This is a genomic window from Rhodanobacter sp. C06, from assembly GCF_002001105.1.
Lineage (GTDB): Bacteria > Pseudomonadota > Gammaproteobacteria > Xanthomonadales > Rhodanobacteraceae > Rhodanobacter_A.
Map to the genome: position 1 here is coordinate 1 of NZ_MUNP01000075.1, position 14,946 is coordinate 14,946.

The window sequence follows — 14,946 nt, forward strand, 5'->3', positions numbered from 1 at the left end:
CCTCACCCCAACCCTCTCCCCCGAAGGACTTCGGGGGAGAGGGAGCACTTCGCCGTGCTGAGTCGCGACAACCTCGTGATTCTCGCGGTGGCGGTGCTCGCCGCCGCACTGGGCGGCTGGCTGCAGCACGAGAGCCGGCTGGCACGGGTGCCGGCGGGCGTGGTGGTGGCACAGGTGGGCGAGCCCGCGCCCGCACTGGAGCTGCCGGATTTGCAGGGACATCCGCACCGGCTGGCCGATTATCGCGGCCGTCGCGTGCTCCTGAATTTCTGGGCCAGCTGGTGCGGGCCGTGCCTGGACGAGCTGCCGGCGCTGGACAAGATGCAGGCCAAGTTCGGCGAAAACGGACCTGTCGTGCTGGGAATCGCGATGGACGAGTCCGCGCGGGTTCGTGCCTTTCTCGACCATCATCCGGTGCGTTTCCCGATCTTGCTGGGTCGGATGGAGCCGCCAAGCACCTCGCTGCTGTGGGGCGATAGCGGCGAAATATTGCCTTACAGCGTGTTGATCGGCGCCGATGGGCGCGTGATCGCCACCCATCGTGGCCCGCTCGATACCGCCACGCTCGATCAATGGCTTATGAGGAGTGCGGCCATGGATGGCCGCCCGTTTGATCTTCGCGAGCAGGGATGATCGCAAGAGTCACCTCGCATACGTCAGCGCACGGAGAGTGACGCACTTCTCCTTCAAACATCGCCGATCTGCGTCGAACTGGACAACATCCGGAACAGCGCGCAAACTTCGCCCGTTCCGGGTTCTCCGGACGTCGTCGAAGGTATGGTGTGGCGAAGATCCTGGTCCTGCACGGGCCCAACCTCAACCTGCTGGGCGCCCGCGAGCCGGCGATCTACGGACGCGACACGCTGGCCGACATCGACGGCCGGCTGGCCGCGCAGGCGCAGGCCGCCGGGCATGAGCTCAGCTGGTTCCAGTCCAATGCCGAGCACGAACTGGTCGGCCGGGTGCAGCAGGCGCGCGACGAACAGGTGGCGACGATCCTGTGCAATGCCGGCGCGTTCACCCATACCAGCATCGCGCTGCGCGACGCGTTCGCCGCAGTGGCGATTCCGCTGATCGAAGTGCATCTGTCCAACGTGCACACCCGCGAGCCGTTCCGCCACCACTCCTACCTGTCGGACATCGCGGTGGGCGTGATCTGCGGCTTCGGCGCGGACAGCTACCGGCTGGCGCTGGAAGCGGCGATCGCCCGGCTGGCGGCACGCTGACCCGAGTTTCCCTTTCCCGTCGCCCGCGGGCGACGTAATGACATGAAGGCCATCCCATGGATCTGCGCAAGATCAAGAAGCTGATCGACCTGCTCGAGGAGTCCAACCTCGCCGAACTCGAAATCAAGGAGGGCGAGGAAGTGGTGCGCCTGTCGCGCGTGCCCAAGGGCGGCGCGGCCGTGGCCGCGCCCGCGCCGGTGATGATGGCGCCCGCCCCGGTGGCCGCCGCACCCGCTCCTGCCGCGGTCGCCGAAGCGCCCGCCGCCAATGCGCTGCCTGCCGGCCATGTGGTGAAGGCGCCGATGGTCGGCACGTTCTATGCCTCGTCCTCGCCGGGTGCGGCGCCGTTCGTCAAGGTCGGCCAGCAGGTGAAGGCCGGCGAGACGCTGGGCGTCATCGAGGCGATGAAGATGTTCAACCAGATCGAGGCCGACGTGGCCGGCACCATCCAGGCGATCCTGGTCGAGAACAGCCAGCCGGTCGAGTTCGACCAGCCGATGTTCGTGATTGCCTGAGGCCGCCCGGATGCTCGAGAAGGTCCTCATAGCCAACCGCGGCGAGATCGCGCTGCGCGTGCTGCGCGCGTGCCACAGCCTCGGCATCAAGACGGTGGCGGTGCACTCCACCGCCGACCGCAACCTCAAGCACGTCGGCCTCGCCGACGAGGCGATCTGCATCGGTCCGGCGCCGTCCGCCGACAGCTACCTCAACATCCCGCGCATCATCGCGGCGGCGGAGATTTCCGACGCCCAGGCGATCCACCCGGGCTACGGCTTCCTGTCCGAGCGCGCCGACTTCGCCGAACAGGTGGAGCAGTCGGGCTTCGTCTTCATCGGCCCCACGGCGGACGTAATCCGCCTGATGGGCGACAAGGTGGAGGCGATCAAGGCGATGAAGTCCGCCGGCGTGCCCTGCGTGCCCGGCTCCGGCGGCCCGCTGGGCGAGGACATCGAGACAAACCTGCGCATCGCGCGCGAGATCGGCTACCCCGTCATCATCAAGGCGGCCGGCGGCGGTGGCGGTCGCGGCATGCGCGTGGTGCGTACCGAGGCGCACCTCGGCAACTCCATCGTGATGACCAAGCAGGAGGCCAAGTCGGCCTTTGGCAACGACATGGTCTACATGGAGAAATTCCTGGAGAACCCGCGCCACGTGGAGATCCAGGTGCTGGCCGATGGCCAGGGCAACGCGATCCACCTCGGCGAACGCGACTGCTCGATGCAGCGCCGCCACCAGAAGGTGGTCGAGGAAGCGCCGGCACCGGGCATCACGCCGGAGCTGCGCGCCGAGATCGGCAAAGTCTGCGTGGACGCCTGCATCCGCATCGGCTACCGCGGCGCCGGCACCTTCGAATTCCTGTTCGAGAACGGCCGCTTCTACTTCATCGAGATGAACACCCGCATCCAGGTCGAGCACCCGGTGACCGAGTTCATCACCGGCGTGGATCTGGTGCGCGAGCAGCTGCTGATCGCCGGCGGCGAGAAGCTGTCGATCCGGCAGGAAGACATCCAGATCCACGGCCACGCCATCGAGTGCCGCATCAACGCCGAGGATCCGGACACGTTCCTGCCCTGCCCCGGCACGGTGAAACGCTTCGAGGCGCCCGGTGGTCCCGGCGTGCGCGTGGACACCCACCTGTACGACGGCTACCGCATCCCGCCGAACTACGACTCGATGATCGGCAAGCTGATCGTCTACGGCCCCGACCGCGCCACCGCCATCGCGCGCATGCGCCTCGCGCTCGCCGAGACGGTGATCGAAGGCGTGAAGTGCAACATTCCGCTGCAGCAACGGATCATGGCCGACGTGGGTTTCCAGCACGGCGGCCAGAACATCCACTACCTCGAAAAGCGGATGGCGGAGCAGAAGGAAAAGGCCGGCCTGCTTCAATAAGACAACGCGCTTCTCGCGTTTGCCTCCTCTCCCCTCCGGGGAGAGGATTGAGGTGAGGGGACGGGGCTTGCGACAAGCCCAGGACAAAGCCCGCTCAATCAGACTCCATCGCCAGAACATCCCTCACCCCAACCCTCTCCCCGACGGGGAGAGGGAGTGGACTTCGCCCCATGCCCTTCCTCGAACTCTCCCTCACCGCCCGCCTCGAACAGCAGCCTCGCGTGGAGGAGGCGCTGGAGGATCTCGGCGCGCTGTCGATCACGCTGCGCGACGCCGATGCGGAGACGCCGGACGAGCAGGCGATCTTCGAGCCCGGCGTGGGCGAGCTGCCACTGTGGCCGACGATCACGCTGAACGCGTTGTTCGACGCGGACACGGACCGGCGCGGCCTGAGCGAAGCGCTAGGCGAACTGCTGCCGTGGCTGGAGCCGGACCAACTGGACTTCCGCGCGGTCGAGGACCAGGACTGGGAGCGCGCGTGGATGGACCAGTACCAGCCGATGCCTTTCGGCCGGCGGCTGTGGATCTATCCGTGGAACATCGAGCCGCCCGCGGACGACGAACGCGTCGTGGTGCGCCTCGATCCCGGCCTCGCCTTCGGCAGCGGAACGCACCCCACCACGGCGTTGTGCCTGGAGTGGCTGGACGGGCTCTCGCTCGCCGGCAAGACCGTCACCGACTACGGCTGCGGCTCCGGCATCCTCGCCATCGCCGCGTTGAAGCTCGGCGCCGCCAGCACGGTCGGCGTGGACAACGATCCGCAGGCACTGCTCGCCTCGCGCGACAACGCCGAGCGCAACGGCGTGGCCGAACGCCTCGCACTGTTCCTGCCCGAGGATCACGCGAGCGAACCGGCCGACGTGTTCGTCGCGAACATCCTCGCCGGCCCGCTCGGCGAGCTCGCGCCCACCTTCGCCATCGCCGCGAAATCCGGCGCGCCGTTCGCGATCTCCGGCATCCTCGACGGCCAGCAGGACGAACTGCTGGCGCGCTACGCCGAGTGGTTCGACGCGCTGCGGGTGGACACGCGCGAAGGCTGGGTACGCATCAGCGGAACGCGTCGCGGCTGAGCCGCGACCGCCTGCTAAGCTGGCGGCTCGCTCACTGCCACGGCCCGCATGTATACGCAATGCCCCGAATGCCTGTCCGTGTTCTCGCTTGGCGCGCAAGCGCTGGTGCAGGCGCATGGCTACGTGATGTGCGGGCATTGCGGCGCCGGCTTCGACAGCCTCGCCACGCTCAGCGAGCAGTTGCCGCCGGAACCGTTCCAGGAACTGCCGGTGAACGACCAGGCGCTGGTGCCGCCGCGCATCGAATTGGTGGTGTACCGGCCGCAACCGCCGGCGCCGGAACCGGCGGTGGTCGTGGCGGAGACGGCGACGCCGGCCGCGGAAGATTTCTCGCAACTGGTGTTCACGCCGCGTTTCGCGAAAAACGCGCGCCAACGCAAGCCGGTACGAGCGGACCGCAAGCGTCGTCCGCGTCGCGACGCCGCGACGCCGCGACGCTGGCCTTGGGTGCTGGTCTGCGGCACGCTCGCGGTGGCGCTCGGGCTGCAACTGGCGTGGATCGGCCGCGACGGCCTGATCCGCGACCCGCTGGTCGGCGGCTGGTTGCGCGGCGCCTGCAACGCGTTCGACTGCCACCTGCCGCTGGTCGCCGAGCCACAGCAATTGCGCCTGCTCGCCAGCAACGTCGAGAGCCATCCCAATGCCGCGCACGCGCTGATGATCAGCCTCAGCCTGCGCAACGAGGCCGCGTTCGCGCAGCCCTGGCCGGTGGTCGTGGTCACGCTGGAGGACGCGCAAGGCCACCGGCTGACGATGCGCCGCCTGCTGCCCACCGACTACCTGGACGATCCCGCCGTGCTGGATCGCGGCCTCGCTCCCGGCGCGACCACGGCCTTGTTGCTGGAAGTCCAGGATCCCGGCGACCAAGCGGTCGCATACGAGTTCGGCTTCGAGTAACGCATCGCGGGCTCCGCGATACGGACGGCACCGCAGGCGCCGGGAAATGCAAGTGCCCAATCGCGCTTTTTGAACGTACGCAGCACTTAAAATTCGCGGCACTCGCGGGTAGACTCCGTGCTTCCGCACATCGTCACCGGCATGCGCGGAAGGACCGCCGACGCGGTCGCGGAAGACAATCAGAAGCAGCGGCCCAAGCAGCCGCGCAAGACACACAGAGGGAAATGTCAGTGAATGCCGTGAGATTGCCAGCCACCGAGGCCACCCGTCCGGTCGCCTCGCAGAGTGCGCTGGGCGAATGCGTCAGCCGCACCGTGCGCCGTTATCTCGCCGACCTCGGCGGCGCAGACTGCGGCGAAGGCCTGCACGCGCTGGTGATCCGCGAAGTGGAAGGTCCGCTGCTGCGCGAGGTGCTGGCGTTCCACGACGGCAACCAGAGCCGCGCCGCGGTGGCGCTCGGCATCAACCGCGCCACGCTGCGCAAGAAGCTGGCCGCGCACGGCCTGCTGTAATTCCCCACCTGTCCCATTTGGCCGTCCAAACGACGGCCACACCCCGGACTCGGCTATAATCGGCAGCTTTCCCGCCTGGAAGCCGCCATGTCCACCCCCGCCGCCGTCCCCGTCCGCCGCGCCCTGCTCAGCGTTTCCGACAAGACCGGACTGATCGAGCTGGGCCGCCGCCTCGCCGCCAGGGGCGTGGAGCTGCTTTCCACCGGCGGCAGCGCGAAAGTGCTGCGCGAGGCTGGCATCGCGGTGCAGGACGTCAGCGAGCTCACCGGTTTCCCCGAGATCATGGACGGCCGCGTCAAGACCCTGCACCCCAAGGTGCACGGCGGCCTGCTCGGCCGGCGCGGCACCGACGACGCGGTGATGGCGGAACTCGGCATCGCGCCGATCGACCTCTTGGTGCTGAACCTCTACCCGTTCGAGGCCACCGTGGCCAAGCCGGGCTGCACGCTGGAAGACGCCATCGAGAACATCGACATCGGCGGCCCGGCGATGCTGCGTTCGGCCGCGAAGAACTGGAACGACGTGGGCGTGCTCACCTCGCCCGACCAGTACGACGGCGCGCTGGCCGAGATCGAGCAGCACGGCGGCCTCAGCCGCGCCACGCGCTTCCAGCTGGCGGTCGCCGCGTTCAACAACGTGGCCAACTACGACGGCGCGATCAGTGACTACCTCTCGGGCCTCAAGCTCGACGAGGCGCACGATGCCATCGCCGGCCACGAAGCCTTCCCCGGCCAGGCCAACGGCCGCTTCGTCAAGCTGATGGACCTGCGCTACGGCGAGAACCCGCACCAGAGCGCCGCGTTCTACCGCGACCTGTATCCGGCGCCGGGCACGCTGGCCACGTTCCGCCAGCTGCAGGGCAAGGAACTCTCGTTCAACAACATCGCCGACGCCGACGCGGCATGGGAATGCGTGCGCAGCTTCGTCAAGCCGGCCTGCGTGATCGTGAAGCACGCCAACCCCTGCGGCGTGGCGGTGAGCCTGGACGGCATAGCCAAGGCCTACGACCTCGCCTACCAGACCGACCCCACCTCGGCCTTCGGCGGCATCATCGCGTTCAACCGCGAGCTCGACGGCGCCACCGCGCAGGCCATCGTGTCGCGCCAGTTCGTCGAGGTCGTGCTGGCGCCGTCGTATGGCGAGGACGCGCTGAAGGCGTTCGCGAAGAAGGGCAACGTGCGCGTGCTGGAGATTCCGGTGCCGCCGGGCACCGACCTGGTCGCTGCGCATCCGGGCAACCAGTCCAAGCGCGTCGGCTCGGGCCTGCTGATCCAGACCGCCGACACCGGCATGGTCAAGGCCGCGGACCTCAAGGTGGTGACCAGGCTGGCGCCCACGCCGCAGCAGATCGACGACCTGATCTTCGCGTGGAAGGTGGCGAAGTTCGTGAAGTCCAACGCCATCGTCTACGCCAAGGATCGCCAGACCATCGGCATCGGCGCCGGCCAGATGAGCCGCGTGTACAGCGCAAAGATCGCCGGCATCAAGGCCGCCGACGAGAAGCTGGAAGTGCGCGGCTCGGTGATGGCCAGCGACGCGTTCTTCCCGTTCCGCGACGGCATTGACGCCGCCGCGGCCGCCGGCATCAGCGCGGTGATCCAGCCCGGCGGCTCGATGCGCGACGCCGAGGTGATCGCCGCCGCCGACGAACACGGCCTGGCGATGGTGTTCACGGGGATGAGGCACTTCCGTCACTGAAAGTGGCGGAAGTCAATCAAGCACCCCGGCATGGATTGACATAGGAGCGCACCCTGTGCGCGATGCTTTTCCGTAACGTGACGAAGAGCGTTCGCGCACAAGATGCGCTCCTACGTCGCGATCACGGTGGCGACGGATACCCGCTCAATCCGCCGGCGCCGTATCCCCTTCATCTGGCGAGATCGCCTCGCCCCGCCGCGCATACCGCCGCGCCAGCACCGCGCACACCATCAGCTGGATCTGGTGGAACAGCATCAGCGGCAGCACGATCATGCCCACTGGGTGCCCGGCGAACAGCACCTTCGCCATCGGCACGCCGCTTGCGAGGCTTTTCTTGGAGCCGCAGAACACGATGGTGATCTCGTCTTCCTTGCCGAAACCCAGCGCGCGCGCACCCTGGGTGGTACTCAGCAACGCGAGCGCCAGCAGCACCACGCAGACCAGCACCACACCGCCGAGCACCGGCAGCGGCACCTGCTTCCACAGGCCTTCCAGCACCGAGGCGCTGAACGCGGTGTAGACCACCAGCAGGATCGAACCCTGGTCGACCACACCGACCAGCGGGCGATGGCGCTGCACCCAGCCACCGATCCAGCGCTGCGCCACCTGCCCCGCCACGAACGGCACGAGCAGCAGGCTGACGATCTCGCCCAGCGCATGCCAGGACATGCCGCCACTCCCGCCCGACTCCAGCAGCAAACCCGCCCACAACGGCGTGATGAAGATGCCGAGCAGACTGGACGCCGAGGCCGCGCACACCGCGGCGGAGACATTCCCGCGCGCGATCGAGGTGAACGCGATCGACGACTGCACCGTGGACGGCAGGGTGCACAGGAACAGCACGCCAAGGTACAGGCTCGGCGTCACCAGCGGCGCCAGCAGCGGGCGCAACGCCCAGCCCATCAGCGGGAACAGCACGAAGGTGCTGCCCAGCACGACGAGATGCAGCCTCCAGTGCGTGACGCCCGCCAGCACCGCCTGCCGCGACAGCTTGGCGCCGTGCAGGAAGAACAGCAGCATGATCGCGCCGTCGGTGAGCCAGCCGAACGCCGTGGCCCACGCGCCGCGGCAGGGCAGCACGCTGGACAGCAGCACGGTCAGCAGCAGCGCGCAGGTGAAGCGATCGGGCAGGAAACGGCGGAGCATGCGTGACACCGGCAACGAGGAACGCGTATTGCAGCGGTGCGACCGTGGCAAATCAATCCCGGAAGCTGCGCGCCTGCGTCGTCATCGCCATCCGTCGCCGCAACCGCCGAAGCTCAGCGGCCGTTGTCGTTGCCGCTGTCGGATGTGGCCGGCTTGCTGCCGCCCCACTCCAGGACCTTGTACATCACCGGGCGCACCGGCGGCGCGCCCTCGGTGGCGCGCATCACGCCATTGCTGTCCACCATGTAGGTGTAGGACAACCCGTTCTTCTGGGTGACCACCACCATGTAGACGCGACCGTTGCGGCGGTACTCCTGGTAGACCGCATCGCCCTCGGTGTGCACCGTGACATCATCCGCCGGTGAATCACCCTTGGCCGTCTGCGACGCACCCTTGTCGCCCGGCATCGCGGGCAGCGGGATCGGCTTGCCCGGCAAGGGCGTGGCCATGACCTCGGCCGGCGTGCTGCCGCTGCTGCTCGAGGCCGGCTTGGCAGGTGGCGCCACCGCCTGCACGCCCGGATCGTTCATGCCCGGCGGCGGCGGGGCCGGCGCGAACTTCGACGGTTGCTGGCTGCTGGACTGCGCACAGACCGGCAGCGCGACGAAGGCCGTGAGGGCGAGCAGGCAGGCAGCAGGTTTCATGACGGCGACCTCGATGGGGAGCCGCAGCATAGCAGCGCCTCCGCTGCTGCCCCGTGAACCTCGCCGTGCGAGAATCGAAGGCATGCCCAAGCTCATCCTGATCGACGGTTCCTCCTACCTGTACCGCGCCTTCCACGCGCTGCCGCCGCTGACCAACGCGCAAGGCGAACCTACTGGCGCGCTGTTCGGCGTGGTCAACATGCTGCGCGCCACGCTGAAGGCAAAGCCCGACTACCTGGCCTTCGTCAGCGATGCTTCCGGCCCCACCTTCCGCGATGAGCTGTATGAGCACTACAAGGCGAACCGCCCGCCGATGCCGGGCGACCTGCGCGTGCAGATCGAGCCGATGCTGGCGATCGTGGGCGCGCTGGGTTTCCCCATCCTGCGCATCGGTGGTGTCGAAGCCGACGACGTGATCGGCACGCTCGCCGTGCAGGCACAACGCGCCGGCATCGAGGTGGAGATCTCCACCGGCGACAAGGACATGGCCCAGCTGGTCGGCCCCGGCGTCACCCTGGTCAACACCATGACCAGCACCACGATGGACCGCGACGGCGTGATCGAGAAATTCGGCGTGCCGCCCGAGCGCATCGTCGACTACCTCACCCTGGTGGGCGACACCGTGGACAACGTGCCCGGCGTGCCCAAGTGCGGCCCCAAGACCGCCGCTAAATGGATCGCCGAATACGGCTCGCTGGACGGCGTGATCGCGAACGCGGACAAGATCGGCGGCAAGATCGGCGAGAGCCTGCGCGAAGCGCTGCCGCAGCTGCCGCTGTCGCGCGCACTGGTGACGATCAAGACCGACGTGGCGCTGGAACAGGGTCCCGCCGACCTTGCCCTGCGCGAGGCCGACACCGCGGCACTGCGCGAGCTGTACACGCGCTACGAGTTCAAGGCGGCGCTGAAGGACCTGGATTCCTCCGGAGATACCTCTGCAGGAGCGCACCCCGTGCGCGAAAAACTCGATGCAGCACCAGAGCCCGAGCATCGCGCACAGGGTGCGCTCCCACCAAGCAATGCCGCGCCCGGCGAATACGAACTCGTCACCACGCAGGCGCAATTCGACGCCTGGCTGGACAAGCTGCGCAATGCGCCGCTGATCGCCTTCGACACCGAGACCACCAGCATCGATCCGATGCTGGCCGATATCGTGGGCCTGTCGCTGGCGGTGGAACCGGGCAAGGCCTGCTACGTGCCACTGGCGCACGACTATCCCGGCGCGCCCGCACAGCTGGCGCGCGCTGCGGTGCTCGCCGCGCTGAAGCCGATCTTCGAGGACGCCAGCCGCCCCAAGCTGGGCCAGCACGCGAAGTACGACATCAACATCCTGTCGCACTACGGCATCGCGGTGGCGGGCGTGCGCCACGACAGCATGCTGGAGTCCTACGTGTGGAACGCCACTGCTACGCGGCACGACATGGATTCGCTGGCGAAGCGTTACCTCGGCTACGACACCGTGAAGTACGAGGAGGTGGCCGGCAAGGGCGCGAAGCAGATCCCGTTCTCGCAGGTGGACCTGGACACCGCCTGCCGCTACGCCGCCGAGGACGCCGACATCACCCTGCGCCTGCACCACGCGCTGTGGCCGCTACTGGAGAGCGTGCCCAGCCTGCGCTCGGTCTACGAGAACATCGAGATCCCGCTCATTCCCGTGCTGGCCGGCATGGAGCAGCGCGGCGTGCTGATCGACGTGGCGGAGTTGCGCAAGCAGAGCCAGCAGCTCGGCAAGCGCATGCTGGAATTGCAGCAGCAGGCGTACAAGGAGGCCGGGCGCGAGTTCAACCTCGATTCGCCGAAGCAATTGCAGGCGATCCTGTTCGACGAACTGGGACTGCCGGCGAAACTCAAGACGCCCACCGGACAGCCGTCGACCAACGAGGAAGCGCTGGAGGCGATCGCCGACGCGCATGCGCTGCCGAAGCTGATCCTCGACTACCGCGGCCTCGCCAAGCTGCGCTCCACCTATACCGACAAGCTGGCCGGCACGGTGAACCCGCGCACCGGCCGCGTGCACACCAGCTACCACCAGGGCGCGGTGGCCACCGGACGGATCTCCTCCACCGATCCGAACCTGCAGAACATCCCGGTGCGCACCGAGGAAGGTCGCCGCATCCGCCAGGCCTTCATCGCGCCGCCGGGCTGGAAGGTGATGGCGGCGGACTACTCGCAGATCGAGCTGCGCATCATGGCCCACCTGTCCGGCGACGAAGGCCTGCTGAAGGCCTTCCACGAAGGCGGCGACGTGCACCGCGCCACCGCCGCCGAGGTGTTCGGCCTCAAGCCCGAACAAGTCACCAGCAACCAGCGCCGCGCCGCCAAGGCGATCAACTTCGGCCTGATGTACGGCATGAGCGCGTTCGGCCTCGCCCGCCAGCTCGGCATCGACCGCGGCGAGGCCGGCGACTACATGGCCCGCTACTTCGCCCGCTACCCCGGCGTGCACGCCTTCATGGAGGCCACCCGCGAACAGGCGCATCGCGACGGCTACGTGGAGACGATCTTCGGCCGCCGCCTGTACCTGGAGAACCTGCAGTCCCGCAACCAGGCCCATCGCGCCGGCGCCGAGCGCGCCGCGGTGAACGCGCCGATGCAGGGCAGCGCCGCCGACATCATCAAGCGCGCGATGATTGCCGTGGCCGCGTGGCTGAAGGCGCGCGACGACGCCCACATGCTGATGCAGGTGCACGACGAACTGGTGTTCGAGGTGCGTGCCGACGCCGTGGACGTGGTACGCGAAGGCGTACGCGAGCGCATGCAGGGCGCCGCCGCACTGGCGGTGCCGCTGATCGTCGACGTGGGCGTAGGCGCGAATTGGGACGAGGCACATTGAGTCCGCCCCAGTTGTTGGGTTTCCGTGAAATGAATCGAACCTGACTTTTTTTGCACCGGCTGTAGAACTTTTCCGGATTCGCGCGTTCTCAATCATCGGATGCACGCAACGGCATCCATGGCTGGACACCTCCCTGGACAGCCACCCGGACGCGGAACCTCTCCCCTGGGTTTCCGCCTCCCCCGGCCCCGAAGGCACCCCCTGGCCTTCGGGGCCTTTTTATGGGTTGTATTCGTGCGTTCGTCCATGATCGCGAAGATGGGAGTCGCGGCCAGACTGCTCTCCACTTCATCTGCACGGGCCGCCCCGGCATACTCGAAGCCCGTTCCATCGCGGAAAATATCCATGCGCTTCGCACTGATCGTCATCGGCCTCGTCCTGCTCGTCGCCGGCCTGTGGGTGGTGTTCGGCCACGGCGGCTACCAGCAGACCGACACGCTGGTGCAACTCGGCTCGGCCAAGCTCACCGCCACGCACGACAAGGCCTTCCCGCAGTGGCTGGGCGTCGCCGGCATCGTGGTGGGCGCATTGCTGGCCATCGGCGGTTTCTTCAAGAAGGGCTGAACACCGCAGCCGCTACAATGGGTGCGATGGATGTCTCGCACCTGATCGACACGCTCAACGACGCGCAACGCGAAGCCGTCTGCGCCCCGCTTGGCCACTATCTCGTCCTCGCCGGCGCCGGCTCCGGCAAGACCAGCGTGCTCACGCGCCGCATCGGCTGGCTCACCCAGGTGGAGCGGGTGCCGCCATGGGCGATCCTCGCCGTCACCTTCACCAACAAGGCCGCGGGCGAGATGCGCGCGCGGCTGGAGTCGCTGATTCCCGGCGGTACGCAAGGACTCACCGTGGGCACCTTCCACGGCATCGCCCACCGCCTGCTGCGCCGGCACTGGCGCGAGGCCGGACTGCCGGAAGGCTTCCAGATCCTCGACGCCGACGACCAGCAGCGACTGGTGAAGCGCGTGATAGCGGGACTGGGGCTGGACGAGGCGCGCTTTCCGCCGCGCCAGGCCACCTGGACGATCAACGGCTGGAAGGACGAGGGCAAGCGCCCCGACGCGATCGAGCACCGCGACCATCCCGTCACGCACACCCTGGTGCGCATCTACCAGGCCTACGAGGACGCCTGCCACCGTGCCGGCCTGGTCGATTTCGCCGAGCTGCTGCTGCGTGCGCACGAGCTGTGGCTGAAGAATCCGGCCGTACTGGAGCATTACCAGAGCCGCTGGCGGCACCTGCTGATCGACGAATTCCAGGACACCAACACGCTGCAGTACGCGTGGATCCGCGTGCTCGCCGGCCACAGCAGCAAGGTCTTCGCAGTGGGCGATGACGACCAGTCGATCTACGGCTGGCGTGGCGCGCGGGTGGAGAACATGCAGCAGTTCCTCAAGGATTTCCCCGGCGCGCGCACGATCAAGCTGGAACAGAACTACCGCTCCACCGCCACCATCCTCAAGGCCGCGAACCACGTGATCGCGCGCAACGGCGGCCGCCTCGGCAAGGAACTGTGGACCGCCGGCGACGATGGCGAGCGCATCGCGCTGTACGCCGCCTACAACGAGCAGGACGAGGCGCGCTTCGTGGTCGAGCGCATCCGCGAATACATCGCCGAACACGGCAGCGCGAAGGACTGCGCCATCCTCTACCGCTCCAACGCGCAGTCGCGCAACTTCGAGGAACAGCTCACCCAGCGCAACATCCCCTACCGCGTCTACGGCGGCCAGCGCTTCTTCGAGCGCGCCGAGATCAAGGACGCGCTGGCCTACCTGCGGCTCACCGCCAACCGCCACGACGACGCCTCGTTCGAGCGCGCGGTGAACACCCCGCCGCGCGGCATCGGCGACCGCACGCTCGACGTGTTGCGCCGCCGCGCCCGCAGCGAGCGCACGTCGATGTGGGAAGCCGCGCTGGCCGAACTCGCCGGCAGCGAACTGGCCGGGCGTGCGAAGAATGCGGTGAAGGCCTTCCTCGCCCTGATCGGCGAGATGAGCCGCACGTTTTCTCCCTCTCCCCTGCGGGGAGAGGGTCGGGGTGAAGGGTCGGGCTTGCCGGAAACTTCCGCTCCGCCCGAACCCTCTCCCCCAACCCCTCTCCCGGAGGGAGAGGGGAGTAATGCATTGCCCCTCGCCGAGCAGATCGACCACGTGCTCACCCACACCGGCCTGCGCGACCACTACGAGAAGGACAGCCGCGGCAACGGCGAGGCGCGTATCGAGAACCTCGACGAACTGGTCAACGTGGCCAGCCGCTTCGAGCGCACCCAGGAGGACCTCGATGCCGGCCTCGACGAGCTGTCCGCCTTCCTCTCGCATGCCGCGCTGGAAGCGGGCGAGGGCCAGGGCGAGGCCTGGGACGATTGCGTGCAGCTGATGACGCTGCACTCGGCCAAGGGCTTGGAGTTCCCGCTGGTGTTCCTGGTCGGGCTGGAGGAAGGCCTGTTCCCCAGCCAGCGCTCCACCGAGGACGAAGGCCGGTTGGAAGAGGAGCGCCGGCTCGCCTACGTGGGCATCACCCGCGCCCGCGATCGCCTGGTCATCAGCTACGCCGAATCGCGCCGCATGCACGGCACCGAGATGCTGGCGCGCCCCTCGCGCTTCCTCGCCGAGATGCCCGCCGAACTGATCGACGAGGTGCGCCCGCGCGTGCAGGTGAGCCGCCCGCTCTACGCCGGCGCCGGCGCCGGCCGCTACACTGACACCAGTTCGCTGCAGGAAGACCTGCCGGTCAAGCTCGGCCAGCGCGTCAGCCACCCCAGCTTCGGCGAAGGCGTGGTGGTCAGCGCCGAAGGCAGCGGCGCGCACACGCGGCTGCAGGTGAATTTTGCCGGCGCCGGCAGCAAGTGGCTGGTGGCGGCGTACGCCAATCTCACGCCCTTGTAGATCATGTCGATTCCAGCCGACAGCGAGGCTGCCGATATCGGAAAGCAAACCCTGCTTCCGCTGTTTCCGACCGCGCTTGTTTGGGTGGCCAAACCCGCCGGCCGGCTCTTGCCAAGGCGCCGGATTGCGGGGAGGATGCCGA

13 protein-coding genes are annotated in these 14,946 nt (G+C 68.0%); 11 read left to right on the plus strand and 2 right to left on the minus strand.

Going from position 1 to position 14,946, the window contains the following annotated elements:
- From B0E52_RS16430 to purH, 8 genes are all read left to right on the plus strand, one after another.
- On the plus strand, positions 1-633 hold a 633-nt coding region (locus tag B0E52_RS16430; protein ID WP_343124508.1), incomplete at its 5' end, for a TlpA disulfide reductase family protein.
- Between the two features lie 149 nt (positions 634-782).
- Positions 783-1,226, plus strand: a complete 444-nt coding sequence (gene aroQ / locus B0E52_RS16435; RefSeq protein ID WP_077485595.1) for a type II 3-dehydroquinate dehydratase — start codon at positions 783-785, stop codon at positions 1,224-1,226.
- Between the two features lie 56 nt (positions 1,227-1,282).
- Entirely contained in the window at positions 1,283-1,741 is a 459-nt protein-coding gene (accB, locus tag B0E52_RS16440; protein ID WP_077485597.1) for an acetyl-CoA carboxylase biotin carboxyl carrier protein, read from the plus strand.
- A 10-nt stretch (positions 1,742-1,751) separates the two neighbouring features.
- Entirely contained in the window at positions 1,752-3,119 is a 1,368-nt protein-coding gene (gene accC, locus B0E52_RS16445; RefSeq protein WP_077485599.1) for an acetyl-CoA carboxylase biotin carboxylase subunit, read from the plus strand.
- Between the two features lie 170 nt (positions 3,120-3,289).
- Entirely contained in the window at positions 3,290-4,189 is a 900-nt protein-coding gene (gene prmA / locus B0E52_RS16450) for a 50S ribosomal protein L11 methyltransferase (protein WP_077485601.1), read from the plus strand.
- Between the two features lie 48 nt (positions 4,190-4,237).
- The gene (locus B0E52_RS16455) at positions 4,238-5,086 is read left to right on the plus strand and encodes a zinc-ribbon and DUF3426 domain-containing protein (RefSeq protein WP_077485602.1); all 849 of its coding nucleotides are present in this window, start codon (positions 4,238-4,240) and stop codon (positions 5,084-5,086) included.
- A 224-nt stretch (positions 5,087-5,310) separates the two neighbouring features.
- Positions 5,311-5,598: a helix-turn-helix domain-containing protein gene (locus B0E52_RS16460; protein WP_077485604.1), complete on the plus strand. Its 288-nt coding sequence runs from the start codon at positions 5,311-5,313 to the stop codon at positions 5,596-5,598.
- A gap of 87 nt (positions 5,599-5,685) precedes the next feature.
- Positions 5,686-7,296: a bifunctional phosphoribosylaminoimidazolecarboxamide formyltransferase/IMP cyclohydrolase gene (purH, locus tag B0E52_RS16465; RefSeq protein ID WP_077485606.1), complete on the plus strand. Its 1,611-nt coding sequence runs from the start codon at positions 5,686-5,688 to the stop codon at positions 7,294-7,296.
- Between the two features lie 144 nt (positions 7,297-7,440).
- On the opposite strand, the gene B0E52_RS16470 is transcribed toward purH, so the two are convergent.
- Both B0E52_RS16470 and B0E52_RS16475 read right to left on the minus strand, forming a co-directional pair.
- Entirely contained in the window at positions 7,441-8,442 is a 1,002-nt protein-coding gene (locus B0E52_RS16470) for a bile acid:sodium symporter family protein (protein ID WP_077485608.1), read from the minus strand.
- A gap of 113 nt (positions 8,443-8,555) precedes the next feature.
- The gene (locus B0E52_RS16475) at positions 8,556-9,086 is read right to left on the minus strand and encodes a DUF2782 domain-containing protein (RefSeq protein WP_139351732.1); all 531 of its coding nucleotides are present in this window, start codon (positions 9,084-9,086) and stop codon (positions 8,556-8,558) included.
- A gap of 82 nt (positions 9,087-9,168) precedes the next feature.
- Between B0E52_RS16475 and polA the strand changes: the two genes are divergently transcribed.
- From polA to B0E52_RS16490, 3 genes are all read left to right on the plus strand, one after another.
- Positions 9,169-11,919 carry a DNA polymerase I gene (polA, locus tag B0E52_RS16480; protein WP_077485612.1) on the plus strand — a complete coding sequence of 917 codons (2,751 nt, stop codon included), beginning with the start codon at positions 9,169-9,171 and terminating at the stop codon, positions 11,917-11,919.
- 345 nt (positions 11,920-12,264) lie between these two features.
- The gene (locus B0E52_RS16485; protein ID WP_077485614.1) at positions 12,265-12,483 is read left to right on the plus strand and encodes a hypothetical protein; all 219 of its coding nucleotides are present in this window, start codon (positions 12,265-12,267) and stop codon (positions 12,481-12,483) included.
- A 26-nt stretch (positions 12,484-12,509) separates the two neighbouring features.
- The gene (locus tag B0E52_RS16490; protein ID WP_077485616.1) at positions 12,510-14,804 is read left to right on the plus strand and encodes an ATP-dependent DNA helicase; all 2,295 of its coding nucleotides are present in this window, start codon (positions 12,510-12,512) and stop codon (positions 14,802-14,804) included.
- Positions 14,805-14,946: the final 142 nt, after the last annotated feature.

What these genes read in the sequence shown, in the direction of transcription:
- accB (WP_077485597.1), top strand. Translation starts at nt 1,283, where the DNA reads ATGGATCTGCGCAAGATCAAGAAGCTGATCGACCTGCTCGAGGAGTCC.
- accC (WP_077485599.1), top strand. Translation starts at nt 1,752, where the DNA reads ATGCTCGAGAAGGTCCTCATAGCCAACCGCGGCGAGATCGCGCTGCGC.
- prmA (WP_077485601.1), top strand. Translation starts at nt 3,290, where the DNA reads ATGCCCTTCCTCGAACTCTCCCTCACCGCCCGCCTCGAACAGCAGCCT.
- B0E52_RS16455 (WP_077485602.1), top strand. Translation starts at nt 4,238, where the DNA reads ATGTATACGCAATGCCCCGAATGCCTGTCCGTGTTCTCGCTTGGCGCG.
- B0E52_RS16460 (WP_077485604.1), top strand. Translation starts at nt 5,311, where the DNA reads ATGTCAGTGAATGCCGTGAGATTGCCAGCCACCGAGGCCACCCGTCCG.
- purH (WP_077485606.1), top strand. Translation starts at nt 5,686, where the DNA reads ATGTCCACCCCCGCCGCCGTCCCCGTCCGCCGCGCCCTGCTCAGCGTT.
- B0E52_RS16470 (WP_077485608.1), bottom strand. Translation starts at nt 8,442, where the DNA reads ATGCTCCGCCGTTTCCTGCCCGATCGCTTCACCTGCGCGCTGCTGCTG.
- B0E52_RS16475 (WP_139351732.1), bottom strand. Translation starts at nt 9,086, where the DNA reads ATGAAACCTGCTGCCTGCCTGCTCGCCCTCACGGCCTTCGTCGCGCTG.
- polA (WP_077485612.1), top strand. Translation starts at nt 9,169, where the DNA reads ATGCCCAAGCTCATCCTGATCGACGGTTCCTCCTACCTGTACCGCGCC.
- B0E52_RS16485 (WP_077485614.1), top strand. Translation starts at nt 12,265, where the DNA reads ATGCGCTTCGCACTGATCGTCATCGGCCTCGTCCTGCTCGTCGCCGGC.
- B0E52_RS16490 (WP_077485616.1), top strand. Translation starts at nt 12,510, where the DNA reads ATGGATGTCTCGCACCTGATCGACACGCTCAACGACGCGCAACGCGAA.